Origin of the sequence: Pseudoalteromonas piscicida (assembly GCF_000238315.3) — a bacterium.
Classification (GTDB): domain Bacteria; phylum Pseudomonadota; class Gammaproteobacteria; order Enterobacterales; family Alteromonadaceae; genus Pseudoalteromonas; species Pseudoalteromonas piscicida.
The window spans coordinates 3902911-3918520 of the sequence record NZ_CP011924.1 but is presented as its reverse complement, the minus strand read 5'-3'; the positions used below and the strand labels follow the sequence as shown (position 1 = coordinate 3918520).

General features: G+C 41.8%; 8 protein-coding genes and 1 tRNA gene. 1 reads left to right on the top strand and 8 read right to left on the bottom strand.

Annotated features, from left to right (window positions below; all coding sequences use genetic code 11):
• Positions 1-19 precede the first annotated feature (19 nt).
• From PPIS_RS17780 to PPIS_RS17770, 3 genes are all read right to left on the bottom strand, one after another.
• Positions 20-2692, bottom strand: a complete 2673-nt coding sequence (locus PPIS_RS17780; protein ID WP_010368620.1) for an SLBB domain-containing protein — start codon at positions 2690-2692, stop codon at positions 20-22.
• Between the two features lie 107 nt (positions 2693-2799).
• Positions 2800-3591 carry a DUF481 domain-containing protein gene (locus PPIS_RS17775; protein WP_010368621.1) on the bottom strand — a complete coding sequence of 264 codons (792 nt, stop codon included), beginning with the start codon at positions 3589-3591 and terminating at the stop codon, positions 2800-2802.
• Positions 3592-3605: 14 nt separating this feature from the next.
• Positions 3606-4424, bottom strand: a complete 819-nt coding sequence (locus PPIS_RS17770; protein ID WP_010368624.1) for a mechanosensitive ion channel family protein — start codon at positions 4422-4424, stop codon at positions 3606-3608.
• Between the two features lie 202 nt (positions 4425-4626).
• Between PPIS_RS17770 and PPIS_RS17765 the strand changes: the two genes are divergently transcribed.
• Positions 4627-4702, top strand: a tRNA-His gene (locus tag PPIS_RS17765).
• A 611-nt stretch (positions 4703-5313) separates the two neighbouring features.
• Here PPIS_RS17765 and nagP read toward each other — a convergent pair.
• From nagP to secA, 5 genes are all read right to left on the bottom strand, one after another.
• The gene (gene nagP / locus PPIS_RS17760; protein WP_366033263.1) at positions 5314-6603 is read right to left on the bottom strand and encodes an N-acetylglucosamine MFS transporter NagP; all 1290 of its coding nucleotides are present in this window, start codon (positions 6601-6603) and stop codon (positions 5314-5316) included.
• 199 nt (positions 6604-6802) lie between these two features.
• Positions 6803-9394 (bottom strand): family 20 glycosylhydrolase, encoded by a 2592-nt coding sequence (locus PPIS_RS17750; protein ID WP_010368632.1) that lies wholly within the window; start codon positions 9392-9394, stop codon positions 6803-6805.
• 326 nt (positions 9395-9720) lie between these two features.
• The gene (locus tag PPIS_RS17745) at positions 9721-11793 is read right to left on the bottom strand and encodes a M13 family metallopeptidase (protein WP_010368634.1); all 2073 of its coding nucleotides are present in this window, start codon (positions 11791-11793) and stop codon (positions 9721-9723) included.
• A gap of 312 nt (positions 11794-12105) precedes the next feature.
• Positions 12106-12504: an 8-oxo-dGTP diphosphatase MutT gene (gene mutT, locus PPIS_RS17740; protein WP_010368636.1), complete on the bottom strand. Its 399-nt coding sequence runs from the start codon at positions 12502-12504 to the stop codon at positions 12106-12108.
• A 63-nt stretch (positions 12505-12567) separates the two neighbouring features.
• Entirely contained in the window at positions 12568-15276 is a 2709-nt protein-coding gene (secA, locus tag PPIS_RS17735) for a preprotein translocase subunit SecA (protein ID WP_010368637.1), read from the bottom strand.
• Between the last annotated feature and the right edge of the window lie 334 nt (positions 15277-15610).

Sequence of the window (15610 nt, the reverse complement as noted above, 5' to 3'; positions counted from 1 at the left end):
CACGTTGCTCTCCAATACTCTACAACGAGCCTATCGCAGCGGCAGCGACACCTATTTGATATACGATTTGAGTTGCAGTACTCCATAACGTCAGTTGATCCATATACTCCGAGTCTAGTGGTACGACAATGGTATCACCTGCTTCTATTTCAGTACTATTACTCACAGCAAACCAAGACCCTCTATTTGGTACTTCTACAGACCCATTTGCTTTTATAATGTATATACGTTCAGAATCTGCTCTTTGTTTTAACCCTCCGCTAATACGCAGATAGTCATCAAGTGTCAAATTTGCATTAAATAAGTGTGCTGTGGCGACATTAACTTCACCAATAACACTGACAGTGTGTTGTTGTGTCGGAACATATAAAGTGTCGTTGTTACGGAGCTCAATTTGTTGCTTTTTAGCAAGTACTTTTTCTAGGTCAATAACCAGTCGACCTAAAGCATCAATATCAGCGAGGTCATTTAGCAATTTATCCATATCAGCATAGCTTAACTTTGAACTCGTGATTGAGCTTTGGAAGCTACTCGAAGCGATATCCCTTCTTAAGCGTTCTGACAAGTCCTTTATCTGCTTCTGTTCATTTTCGCGAATAGATTCCCTAGTGAAAATTGCTCCTTCTGTAAAAGCAAAATTAGTTACGCCACCGGCTCTTTCAATCACTTCAGCAAGCGTCTCACCGCGTTTTATTGTGTAAACGCCAGGAAATTTCACTTCCCCAATAAGATTAACCTTGATGTTTTGGTGCCAATTAGGCTTGGGCATTATATTGATAGAGTCTTTGCTTTTTACCGCAGTCGAGTTTATACCTTTACTTAATTCGGCCTCTAAGTTTAGTTGTATATGTGAAACTTCTGCATCTACATCTGATGTTAAGCGAGTTATTTCTGCTTTTTTCAAGAAAGCTGATTCTTTTAAGCCTCCGGCTGCAGCCACCGCATTTCCTATACTTGCATTAACGGGTAAAGGGTAGATACCTGGGTGCTTTACTTCGCCGTTAATATCAAATATTTTCAGCTCATTATAAATGCTAGCTTGTTGTTCTAATCTTAAAATCAAAGGCTCTAACAATCGCTTGCGACTGAACACACTATAGTCTTCATCCTCTAGCTCTTTTTTCTGGCCTTTAAGAATTGCTTCTACACTGCCGAGTACAACTTCCTTCTCATTTGCTTTTTCTAATTCCTTTTCTAACATTGAATCTAAGTTTATAAATTCATAGAATTTACTTCTCTCATACTCTTTCCAAAGCTCTATTTTTTCATTTAGCTGAAGCTCTTCTTTAGTTAGCGCGAGTTTTGACAGTTGCTTTTCCTCAAGCGCTTTCTCTTCAAAGCGACTGAAGACAATTATGGTATCCCTTGGCTCTAGCTTTAGGTCATGTAAGGGATTTTTTTCAACCGCTTCTGTCGGCGAAAACTGATAAATTTCAATTTCCCCAGCTTGGCTTTTTTCTCTCAAAACGAGTGCGTAAAAGTAATCAGCAATCGGTAATAGATCAGCTCGAAGTGAAGAAATGACATTTGAGATTGTTTTTTCTGGAGACCAAGCGTAGTGACCAGGGTGAGTTACAGCACCGAGTAACGTTATCGCGTTATCAAACTCACTAGATGAATTGGGGATAAAAACTTCATCTCCTGCTTTCAATTCAACCTGTTGGTTTTTTAAGTCTGCTTTAATTACTGTTTTAAAGCTTTTTCCTGTGAAACGCTCAATAACTCCTTTCGATAATAACGCACCTGGTTTCAATCCGCCTGACATTACCAACAGATCATCTAAGTTATCATTATCTCTCAATTCATAAATGGCAGGTCTACGAACAGCACCTGAAACGCTGACTTGCTTTCCAACAGGAGGTATAAAAACAACATCACCATTTTGCAATGCGATATCACTAGTACTATCGCCAGCAAGCAATAGCTTATACAAGTCAAGATTTGATACAACTTTTGAACCGCGCTTTAATTGGATATCACGCAATGAGCCTATCTGAGAAATTCCACCACTACTAAAAATTGCATGTGTTATAGAAGAAAGGGCTGGCAAACTGTAAGAACCAGGATATTTTACTTCTCCAACAACAACTCTTACTGTTTTTAGCTCAGAGATTGAAACATGAGCGTCAACACCAATAAACTTCTGCGCAACCTTTTTCCTAATCACATCTTTCATTTCAGAGAACGTCATTCCAATCACACTGATTGGTGTTAAATTAGGTAGCGGTAACTTTCCTTCAGAATCAATTTCAATTTCTCTATCAAGGTTTTCTTTTCCAAAGTAGGAAATGTTGAACTTATCCCCCACACCAACCTTGTAATTACTCGGAACAATAGGAGTTTCAGATGGCTGAAAATCATTTACCACCTCGGAGAATAAGTCGTAACCAAAAGGCTTTAGTTCTTCTTGCTCAGGTTTGAATTTCTCTTCATCTGTCTTTTCTTCGGTTTCAGAAACTCTCCGAGAGTTATTCCTCTCATTTTTTTTTGATTTGTCGGCATCTTTGTCTGAGTCATCTTCCTCAAGCAATGAAAGGTCAATACCGTACTTTTCAGCCAGCATAACCTGCTGGTTTTTAGGAAGCTTTTTAAATTGCTCAATCTGCTGTTTTGTAGGCTCTAAGGCTAAAGTTGGAGCTGAGAACACAAAAACTGCGATCAATAAAAGTAATACATGGCGAGATAGAGACACAAACAAACCCTTTCAAATACTATCCAGTTATAACCGATGAATAATACAGCATTTAAAAGCTAAAAAAAATGGGGTTTGACACCCCATTTTTGTATTACTTTGTAAATTTAGAAACTGTAAACCAAAGTAAGTGAGGTTTCTGTATCAGTATTTTCTTTATCGTCAGCTACGTCTGAGTTGTGGATGATGTTATATGCCACTTTCATCTGTAGAGAGCCGTTGATTTTAGTCAACAATGCTGTTTCAGACGTTGTCTTGGTGTTGGTATCACCATATTCAATCGCGATAAGCTGTGTAAAACGTGCGTTTTCTGAGATCTGCCATTGGTAATCTAGCTTACCAACACCAATGAACTCGCTTTCAGAAGTACCAGCAAGTAATTCACCGTCATCGTCAAGTTCAGTGCTATCGTCTTGGTGCTCAAAGCGCTTTACACCGGGACCGATTTCAGCGTTAAGATACATGTCGTCGTTTTCGAATAAACGTTGACCGTAACCCACTGAAATAACCGCTTCACTGCGGTAAGCACCAAAGTAGTCTGAAACATAAGAGCCAAACACGAATAAATGGCTGTTATCTTCATTTAACTTGTAGTTACCTTGAACTGATGCTGAGTATTTTTCGTTAGTACGAGATGTAACATCTACACCCGCATCGTTTTCACGCGTGTCTTCTTTGTAGAAGCCGTCTAACTTGTACTCGTTATTCCAGTTAGTTAGATTGTGCTTAGCTTTGATCCCACCTTTTAGGGTTGTTGTTTCTGTGTTACCACTAGTGATAATCGCACCCACTTCACTGGTTACATCCCAAACTTTCTTTGGCTTCTTAGCTTTGCTTTCTGCCGCTGCATTAGCGCTTGCAGCAACAAGAATACAACAGGTTAAAACCTTTAATTTCATTTCTAACTAACCTTTTACTGATCTTTGTGTAGGTGAACATCCATTTGCGGGAATGGAATGGTGATATCGGCTTCGTCTAGCGCAATTTTAATATTTTCCACAAGTGTGAAATACGTTGGCCAGTACTCTTCTGTTTTAACCCAAGGGCGAACGACAAAGTTAACACTTGAATCAGCAAGCTCTAGTACCGCAACATTGTACGCAGGTTCTTTAAGAATTCTTGGTTCATTGTCTAGTACAGACTTTAATACTGCTTTTGCTTCTCTTAGATCTGCGTCATAGCCAACACCAATAACAAGATCAATACGGCGTGTTTTTTCACGCGAGTAGTTAACGATTGCACCAGACATAATCGAAGAGTTTGGCATTACAATCACTTTGTTATCAGGAGTACGTAGCTCAGTAGAGAAGATTTCTATCTTTTGTACGCTACCTGCTCTACCGCCAGCTTCAATATAGTCACCTGACTTGAACGGACGTAGCATAATAATAAGTACGCCAGATGCAAAATTAGAAAGTGAACCTTGCAGCGCGAGACCAACAGCCAAACCGGCTGCACCTAGAATAGCAATGAATGAGGTGGTTTCGATACCAACCTGAGATAATGCCATAAGCAGTGTCGCGGCAAACACAATCGCATAAGCAATGTTGGCAACGAATGAGCCTACCGCTTTATCTACTTTGCGTTTACCAAATGCTTTTTCGGTGAGATCAGCACTGAGCTTAGCTAGTTTTAAGCCAACGAAGAAAATTATTAGTGCTATAACGCCTTGAAGCACATAGTGTAAGATTAAATCTGAGTTCTCATTAACCCATTTCCAAACAGCTTCCATACTCATCCCCCTTTTTTATATTAAGCAGTTATTTATCATTAGATCGGCTGGATCATACATAGGATATATGAATATTTGCTGTATGCGGAAATAATCTCCGAAAAAAAACTTTTATTAAGTTTTTTCGATATTTCCCTTTGCATTTGCAAAAAACTTATGTATTATGCGCGCCACACCAGACAAGGTGTTCAAGTCTTTTGTGGCGGCTGTAGCTCAGTTGGTAGAGCCCTGGATTGTGATTCCGGTTGTCGTGGGTTCAAGTCCCATCAGTCGCCCCACTCTTTATATAAATGTATTCCACATTTTTTATTCTTACACACATCGCCCCCTACACACTAAATAGCAAGCATCAGACATCTGCGTAGCAGCGATTTTATATCGCGACTAAGAATGAAAACCTCGCTACATAAAGTAACTCCTACACGACGAACACCAAGCAACAAGTACCAGATATCAACGTAACAGCGATTTTATATCGCGACTTAAGAGTGAAACCCTCGCTGCATAAAGTAGCTCCCACACAATAAACACCAAACAACAGGCACCAAATATCTGCGTAGCAGCGATTTTATATCGCGACTTAAGAATGAAAACATCGCTACATAAAGTAGCTCCTACACGACAAACACCAGATATCAGAGTAGCAGCGATTTTATATCGCGACTAAGAATGAAACCCTCGCTACATAAAGTAACTCCTACACGACAAACACCAAACAATAAGCACTAGGCATCTGCGTAGCAGCGATTTTATATCGCGGAAAAGATCTTGGCATTGAGGCGGTTTTGCAGGTAGGGAGTGATTTAGACATAAAAAAATGCCACCTTATTCAGGTGGCATCACACACGGGATTATTTCTACATACATAGAAATGCTTTACATTTTCTTGCTACGCTTTCTTTTTGATCTTATGACCTTTCACAGCGTAGAAGATTATAAATAGATAGCAAGGTAACATTACAAGGTGTGCAATTTGCTGTGATTCCACCGTACCTGAGGTGCCCTTTGCTAAACCTAAGAACACGGGACCGAATGCACCACCGGCAATACCCATAACCAATAGACCAGAGCCTACACTGGTTAGCTTGCCAAGTCCAGATAATGCGAGCGGCCAAATAGCTGGCCACATAATGGCATTTGCTAAACCTAAAATAGCGACCATCAATAGAATATCAGGCAACGCTGATAATCCAAATAGATTTGAAATGACAAATGAGTCTGGGCTACCAAATGAAATTGCGAGCGTGAGAAGCACACCAAGCACCGCAGATGCTGTTAACGCCTTCTCCTGAGATATTACTCTCGGGATCAATATAATGCCCAGAATATAGCCCGTAACCATACAAGCCATAGTATAAGAGGTCATCACACTATATTTTTCGACACCCAGTGCTAATGCAAATGAACCAATCGTATCACCAGCAATCACTTCAACCGCAACATACAAAAACAGCGCGATCACACCAAGCTTTAGATTAGGATGAGATAGCGCTTCTCTCACCGAGCCATGCTCTTCTTCGTCATCTTTTTCTATTTCAGGTAGTGGTGCAAACTTAATACCCAAGGCAAAAATACCAATAAATGCAGCCAAGCCTAGATATGGCCCGATAAGACCATTGGCCATTGCATCAATATCAGCTTGAGTCAGCTCTTTACCAGCCATATCAGTAAAGTTACTCAGCACCAACGCGGTAAATACAAGCGGCGCAACAATACCAGCACCTTTATTCAGTATACCCATAATACTTACGCGTACAGCTGCTGACTCTTCAGGCCCAATACGTACCACATAAGGGTTTACAGCAGTTTGTAATAATGTTTGCCCAATACCCATAGTAAATTGAGCAAACAAAAACAATGCAAACATTTGTGTTTTAGCCGCTGGAATATATAGCAACGCCGCACACATCATCATCGCAATTGCGATGGCCATACCATTTTTATAACCTACCTTGCGGATAACTAGAGCAGAAGGAACCGCGGTAAATGTCACCGCAATATAAAAAGAGAAAAGAATAAATGAAGATTGGAGAGGAGTTAGTTTTAATACTTGCTCCAAATATGGCATTAGCGACCCATTAAGCCAAGTCACAAAGCCAAGAATAAAAAACATGGCGGCGACAATTGCCATAGGGATCGCGTTACTTCGTTTTGTTGTATTCGACACGGTAGCTTCCATAAACATTACTCATCGTTTATTGTTTGTATGGCTTTTTGCCTTGTTATTTTTTGCTTTGCTCACTGCTTTCTTTACAAAAATGACAGCGCTGACATTTAACTTTACGTTAAAATCTATTTCATTACCAGTTAGAATTTGAGCAAAATTATCACCAAAAAAGGGCCATTGCCCTTTTTTGCGATAAACTGAATACGAGGGTTTATTTCAACCCTGTGACACGGCTCGTATTTTTTTCTCCGGCTCGCGTTCTCAACAATACCTTACTTTCATCAGAGATACTCATCTGATCAGTATAAGGCTGCCAAGATTCGCCATTGTCTAAGCTCACTTCAATTGCAAGATAAGGGAAAGCACTATTCGCTTCAAGTTTACCCAACACCACTTTGGCACCCGGAACCGGAAGGTTTGGCTTAATGCCATCGTTTTGTAACTTTGCAATTTCTTTTAAAGACAAGGCTGCGGCAAAGGTTGAGAAGTCCTTATTTAACTCTTTTTGGTTAATACGACGCCCTTCCCAATCCGCTTTATGCCAAGCGCGCTCCGCAAGCGAAAGCAAACGAGGGAAAATCAATCGTAACACTTGGTCTTCCGAGCGAATGGTCTCACTCCATATTTGCCCTTGCATACCAAGGATATTTTGCGGTCTTTTAAGCGCGGGCAACTCTCGACCAACTAAGGCTTCTAGGTTCACGATAGGCTCACGGTTTCGCGTGAAGTCCGCATTTGCATAAATATTATCTGGCATATACGAAAATGCTTTTTTCGTATCTGTGTAACGAGTTGCCCAATAATAGCCGCGCTCTTCAGGGTGCGCTTCGTAAGGGTGATCAAAGTACAAATGAGTACCGTGAGACAAAATAACCTGGTAATTGTTGTTAGCAAAACGGTGGGCTCTGTCTGCAACGCCCCACTCCCAAATATTATCCCAAGTATTTACCAAAAACTGTGGATTTGGAAATTCATCACGTTTAAAGGTCGTCGTGGTGCTATACATTAAACCATCTTCCCAAGCGGCTGGGGTGATCCCACGCTTAGCAAGCAATTTTGCTACTTTTTGAGTAAAGTATGGTTTTAAATCATTGGGTCCAGCCACTCCGTTGTCGGCGACCGCAAATAGCTCATTACATGCTGGTGATTCAGTCCATGATCCCTTTCCAACCTCATCGCCACCAAAATGGACTGTCGTTAGCATAGTGCCAGCATCGCGATACATTTCCTGCAGCTCATATACCACTTTCTCCATAAAGGCATAGCTTGAGTCCAAGCAAACATTAATAGAGTTATCTGTGTATAGCTGCACGGTTAGATACTTTGAAGTGTCATCAACATCGTTCAGAAGATAGGCTTTGGCCTCTTGCGCTTTACCTGCTTCCATCAATTTGTGATAACGCGCTTCCATCGACTTAATCGCAGCACGAGCATGCCCTGGGCTTTCGATTTCTGGAATGATCTCGATATGACGCGCAGTGGCAAATTTAAGTAATTCGACAAAGTCCTCGCGAGAGAGGTAACCATTTCCACTTCCCGTTTTGAAAGGACCTGTGCCCAACTGAGTCAGTAAGCACTCACGCTCTTGTAAATCAAAACAGCGAAATGCGCCGACTTCTGTTAACTCAGGGAGCCCGGGGATCTCCAAGCGCCAACCTTCATCATCAGAAAAGTGCCAATGGAACTTATTTAACTTATAACGCGCCATCTGTTCAATTAATTTAAATAACGCATCTTTACCATGATAGTTACGGGCATTGTCGTAATGCATGCCACGCCAGCTAAAGCGCGGAGAGTCTTTGATCTCTACGTGAGACAAGGTAATTTCATTTTTACTATCGGCAGGAAATAGCGCTAGCAAACTTTGAATACCGTAAAACACACCGGCGTTATCAATACCCGTGATTTCAATCACGTCATCATCAATATCTAATGTATACGACCCAGCTTGGTTGTAGTCATAATCGCGCCCTAGACTTTTCGCAACTTTAAGGCGGATCGTCGGGATATTTCCTTCTGGCACGTGATTAGCTTCAGCTTTTAAATCCAGTCCATACTCTGATAAGTCTTCTTGAAACACGGCGACTTCTGACTTCAAACGTCCGGCAAAGCGGATCTGCCAGTTTTTGTTAAGAGTGATTTCGCCACGACTAAAGTCGATGTGCTCAGGCTTTGGAATGATACGTCTTAGCGCATCTTCTTTTGAGACGGAAATATTGCTTTGATTACGTTCAAAACGCAGCGCTGCGTTCGCTATCTGCGTGTAATCGGTAGGTGTATTGTATCTTTTCAGCTGGTTCTCACGCTCAAATGGCGCAACGAATTGCGTCATATCTTCTGTATCAGTATTTGTAAAAATGACCGGTTTATTTTTACCTGACACAATAAAGGCACGCGGCATAAAATCGCTGTATGCAGCAACCCAAGCCGAACCATCAAAAGCTAACTTGAGCTTTTCACCCGCTTTTAAACCAGCAAACGAATCGGTAGGGGTGATACGATGAAGGTCGCCATTAATATGCTCAAAGCGCAGACCTTCAGCTGTTTCCGTTGAGATATGACGAACTGAGTGCAAATAGATTTGCCAATCGCTTTGTCCTTTTGGTAGATCAACTTTTGAATTGTTAGTCAGTGTAATAGCACCGCTAAAGCCCCCTGCACCATTACTGAAGTTATTTTCTACCGCAAATTCAAAATGCGTGTCACTTGCAAACTGCGCTAACTGCTGCTGCGTGAATGATGCTTGTGTATAGAACGAGCACCCAGCAATTATCGCCCCAAGCAAAGTCGTTTTTATTCTCATCTTTTGCTCCCAGTCTTCATGTCCAATTCAAAATGAACATCATTTAATCACTTATTGTTCCTAAACATCATATAAAAGTTAAAATGACAGCGCTATCATTATTTTTTCATATCCTTGTGTTAGACAAAATGAAGCTACTCTGATTTGGCTGTAAATACCATCAAATAGCGATGAACTTGACCTTGGAAATAGCGAGTTTTTGCAGAAAGTGCAGAATTGAGTGTGATATTTTGTAGGAAGTTCAGAGAGTTGTAATTGGATGTCGTAAAAAGCGGCGGATTTACTGCTGGAACGCAATAAAACCGCCACGAATTCAAAATGTGAAATTACCAGATTTTCACTCTGTCTTCTAGTTTAAGATACATCTTATCGCCTTCTTTCACATCAAATGCCTTATAGAACTCTGGCATATTCGGCAGCACACCAATCACTCGATAATGACTTGGTGAATGCGGATCTGTCATTAGGCGATTACGCAGCTCTTCATCGCGGTATTTGCGACGCCAAATTTGTGACCAGCCCATAAAGAAGCGCTGCTCTCCAGTGTAACCGTCAATAACCGGCGCTTTTTGATCGCCTAGTGAAATTTGGTACGCTTTATAAGCGACAGTTAATCCGCCTAAATCACCAATATTTTCACCCAGTGTCAGCTGACCATTAACACCAGCGTCTTCAAATGGTTTAAAACCATTAAACTGCTCAACCAGCTTTTGGCTACGCGCTTCGAATTGTGAAAGGTCAGACTCACTCCACCAATTACGTAGGTTACCATCACCATCGTACTTAGCACCTTGGTCGTCAAAGCCGTGACCTAACTCGTGACCGATAACCGCGCCGATTGCGCCGTAGTTTACTGCATCATCCGCTTCTAAGTTAAAGAATGGTGGCTGTAAAATCGCAGCAGGGAATACAATCTCGTTATTCACTGGGTTATAGTACGCGTTCACCGTTTGTGGTGTCATCAACCACTCGCTACGGTCCACAGGCTTACCTAATTTATCGATCATTTCCTGATTAGCAAATTGGCTATAGCGTACATAGTTACCAACAAGATCGTCAGGGCTTATCTCAAGTGCTGAGTAATCTTTCCATTTGTCAGGATAACCAATCTTCGGCGTAAACTTATTGAGCTTGTCTTTTGCTGCTACTTTTGTTTCAGCACTCATCCACTCTAGACCATCAATTGCCTGATCAAACCCTTTAATAAGGTTAGCAACCAACTCTTCCATACGCGCTTTCGCTTCTGGTGGGAAATAAGACTTTACGTAAATCTTGCCTAACATTTCACCCAGTACAGAATTACTTGCATCCACCGCTTTTTTCCACGTTGGCGCTTGTTCTTCTACACCCGTCAATGTTTTACCAAAGAAACCAAATTTAAGATCAACTACATCTTTACTCAGTAACTCAGCGTAGTCATTAGTAAAGTGGAACGTTAAATAGTCTTGCCAAGCTTCTAGCTTTGAATCAGCAATGATTTTTGATAGCCCTTCAAAGAAACTAGGTTGGCTTACAATCAGTGAGTCTGCTTTGATACCGAGCGCAGTTAGAAATGCTGACGTATCAAAGTCTGGCATTAATTGATTAAACGCATCATTGCTTAGCTTGTTATAGGTTTTAGTCGCGTCGCGGCTTTCAACACGTGTCCATTGCGCCTCGGCAATTTGCTTCTCTAACGCTACAATATTCAGTGCAGCTTGGCCTGGATTTTTATGACCAGCCTTTGCCAACAACTGTTCAATGTAAAGCTGATACTGCTCACGGATCTTACTGAATTTTTCGTCATCTTTCAGATAGTAATCGCGATCTGGTAAACCAAGCCCTGACTGGAACATATAAAGTGCATTTTCGCTTGAATTTTTGGCATCATTATTAACGTACCAACCAAACGGTGTACTTGCGCCCGTTAAACGCATTTTAGCAAAGATAGCTGGTAGCTCCGACTTACTCTTCAAGTCTTGAATTTCTTTCAGATAAGGCTTAACTGGGTTTAAGCCCAGCTCGTTTCTCGCCCCCTCATCCATATAGCTTTGATAAAACGCCCCCAGCTTCTGCTCATCGCTACCCGCTTTTGCAGATGCATTATTTGCAGCATCTTCCAGTACTTTACGCAGTGCTTTTTGCGACTCATCATAGAGCTGCGAGAAAGAGCCATAATTTGACTTATCTGCAGGGATTTTAGTTTTTTCTAACCAGTGACCATTCACATGAAAATAGAAGTCATCTTGTGGGCGCACTGATTTATCAATATTTTCTAATTCGATACCAGAATTCAAAACTGCCTTTTGTGCTTCGGCTTGTTCCGCTGGTTTTTGTTGTTGTGTTTGCGGTTGTTCACTACAACCAATCAATCCCAATGCAAGTGCAACACTTGCAGCGGTCAGTGATAATTTCTTCATTTTATTCCCCTGATAGAGTTTCGCTTGTAAACGCCGAATTCCATTCATCTAGATAAAATAATGCTTAAATTATTTATCCAAACCTCAGGTTAAATAATCAAGCAAGTCAATTGCATATAGGTGAATGTAATATAGACATAACCTTTATGGCTTGAAAAGAATTCCTTCTAACTGTGTTTCCTATCAAACCTCAGAGTAACGAGAATCGTTGGCTGATGTTTATTTACACGTAAGCGGTCATTCACTAGTCTACCTATGCACATAGTGAATGACTATGACTCTGAGTGCTGAATTTAGTAACAAAGTTTGTCACTAACTTTGGCGCGCTTGCAATAATTCCACAATTGCTTTGTTGGCCTCAGGAAACGCGAGTTCATGCAACTGCTCAACTGAAACCCATTTAGAAGGCTGCCCTTCTGCACCATGAGCTTCACCGGAAAAATCCTCAACATGATGAATGTATAAGCATACGGCTTTATCAGCATAGTCATGCTCAATACGCATTAGCTCAGATGAGTTATAGATCTCAATGCCAACCTCTTCTTGCAGCTCACGTTTCAATGCCGAAAAGACATCTTCACCCGCTTCCATTTTCCCGCCTGGAAACTCCCAAAGCCCACCTTGGTGCTGATCTTCACCTCTTAAACATACAAAGATTTGCTGCGCCTTTTCAATAACACCAACAGCGACTTCAACACGTTTTTTTTGCATCATTTACTCCATAAAAAAAGCGACTTAGCGTCGCTTTTTATACCAATTTAGATTTAGGGCCTGTTATTTTAGTTTGCCACAACACTGCTTAAACTTCTTACCTGATTGGCAAGGGCATGGCTCATTGCGACCAACTTTAGGCTCTGTGCGCTCAGCAACAACCGCACCCTCAGGCGTTTCGCCGCCCACGCGCTCAACTTCTTCGTGTTGATATTCACGCGGTGCTTGCTCACTCTTACGATGTTGTTCTTCAACCTTCTCAACATCTTCCTCAGCACGAACCTGCACTTTACTTAGTACGCCAACAACGTCAATCTTCAAGTTTTCAAGCATTTGTGAGAATAACTCAAACGACTCACGCTTATATTCTTGCTTCGGATTCTTCTGCGCATAACCACGTAGATGAATACCTTGGCGAAGATGATCCATTGCCGCTAAGTGATCTTTCCAATGCTGATCTAGGCTTTGTAACATAACCGCTTTTTCGAAGTGACGTAGCACATCAGGGCCTACCATCTCTTCTTTTTGCTTGTACGCTTTATCCACGTCCTCTACGATACGATCGCGTAGCATTTCTTCATATAGCTTGCTGTCTTCTTCAAGCCATTTAGCGATCGGAAGCTCAACATGGAAGTCATTTTTCAAGCGTTCTTCAAGTGCTGGGATGTCCCACATTTCCGCCAGACTTTGCGGTGGAATATACTGATCAATAGTCGCATTCAATACATCTTCACGAATAGCCGTGATCGTCTCTGAGATGTCGCCTTCTTCAAGTAGTTCGTTACGCTGTTCGTAAACCACTTTACGTTGATCGTTCGCAACGTCATCGTATTCAAGTAATTGTTTACGAATATCAAAGTTACGCGCTTCTACTTTACGCTGTGCGTTTTCAATGGCACGGTTAACCCATGGGTGCTCAATGGCTTCACCACGTTGCATACCTAGCTTACGCATCATGTTAGTCATACGCTCACCAGCAAAGATACGCATCAATGCGTCATCCATCGATAGGTAGAAGCGGCTTGAACCTGCTTCACCTTGGCGACCTGCACGTCCACGCAACTGGTTATCGATACGACGCGATTCGTGACGCTCTGTACCAATAATGTGTAAACCACCAGAAGCCAGTACTGCATCATGACGCGCTTTCCAAGCGGCTTTAATTTCTGCTACTTGCTCTTCTGACGGGTTTTCTAATTTTTCAACATCCGACTGCCAGCTGCCACCCAGTACGATATCCGTACCACGACCAGCCATATTCGTCGCAATCGTCACTTTGCCCGGTAGGCCCGCGTCCGCGATAATATCTGCTTCTTGCGCGTGGAATTTAGCATTCAGTACGTTATGGTCAATTTTTTCTTTGCGAAGGAAGTGAGAAAGATACTCAGAACTTTCGATAGATACCGTACCCACCAACACAGGCTGACCACGTTCTTGGCAAGAGCGAATGTCTTCAAGAATGGCTTCAAATTTCTCTTCTTGCGTCAAATATACAAGATCTGCACGGTCATCACGAACCATAGGTTTATTAGTTGGGATGACTACGGTATCTAGGCCATAGATTGACTGGAACTCGAACGCTTCAGTGTCTGCAGTACCTGTCATACCTGCAAGCTTGTTATACAAACGGAAGTAATTCTGGAATGTGATTGAAGCCAAGGTTTGGTTTTCGTTCTGAATACGAACCCCTTCTTTCGCTTCAACGGCTTGGTGAAGACCCTCAGACCAACGGCGTCCTTCCATCGTACGGCCAGTGTGCTCGTCAACAATGATAACTTCATTATCTTTTACAACGTAATCAACGTCTTTTTGATAGAGCTTGTGAGCACGAAGTGCTGCATAAACATGGCTAAGTAGTGAAATATTACCTGCCGAGTAAAGCGAGTCACCCTCTTCAATCAAACCACGTTCAGTTAGTAATTCCTCAACTTTGATTTGACCACGCTCGGTAAGGTGAACTTGTTTACCTTTTTCATCAATGGTGAAATCGCCATCGCCTTCCACGCCTTCTTCATCTTCTTTTTCTTGTTGCACAAGATCAGGAACAATTTTATTGATTTCGGCATAAAGCTCAGAGCTATCTTCAGCAGGCCCAGAAATGATCAGTGGTGTACGCGCTTCATCGATTAGGATTGAATCCACTTCATCCACAACCGCATAGTTAAGTGGACGTTGTACACGTTCATCGACACTAAACGCCATGTTATCGCGCAAATAGTCGAAGCCGAACTCGTTATTGGTGCCGTAAGTGATATCCGCAGCATAGGCTTGCTTTTTCTGCTGTGGCATCATGCCTGGTACGTTACAACCTACAGTAAGACCTAGGAATTCAAAGAGTGGACGGTTGGTCTCAGCATCACGCTTAGCTAAGTAGTCGTTGACGGTAATAACGTGAACGCCCTTGCCCGAAACCGCATTTAAATACGCAGGCAATGTTGCTGTTAGTGTTTTACCTTCACCCGTTCTCATTTCTGAAATACGACCTTGGTGAAGCACCATACCACCAATCATTTGCACATCGAAATGACGCATTCCAAATACGCGCTTAGATGCTTCACGCACCGTAGCGAACGCCTCTGGTAATAAGTCATCTAGCGTTGAACCTTGCTCAATACGCTGTTTAAATTCAGCCGTTTTTGCTTTTAGTTCATCATCGCTTAATTTGCCGTATTGTTCTTCTAACGCATTGATTAAAGCGACTGTTTTTCTTAGGTTTTTGATGGTGCGATCATTACGACTACCAAAAATTTTGGTAAAAATATTTGCTAACATGTTTAAACCGTTTCACTCTGTGTATTGGCTGACCCATCTCTCTAAGCCAATGTTGTTAAGGTTGGGTCGCGCTTGTCCTGTTGGCGACAAAAGCCTTCCTAAATTACGGTTTTCATTTTGCCAATTTAGGAGTGAGCATTTTGTATCTTGCCGAGTTAAAATTATGCCCTATCATACCAGACTCTTTGTTTCTGCAAACCTTATTGGGTAAATAATACCAAGTTCAATTGCAAGAAATCTTTACTGTTGGGCGTAAGCGTACCGTTGCAAGTGATAAAGTTTAGTTAGCATCTAACTCGACTCATTTATTCGAGTACAGAGCTAAGCGCTTTCG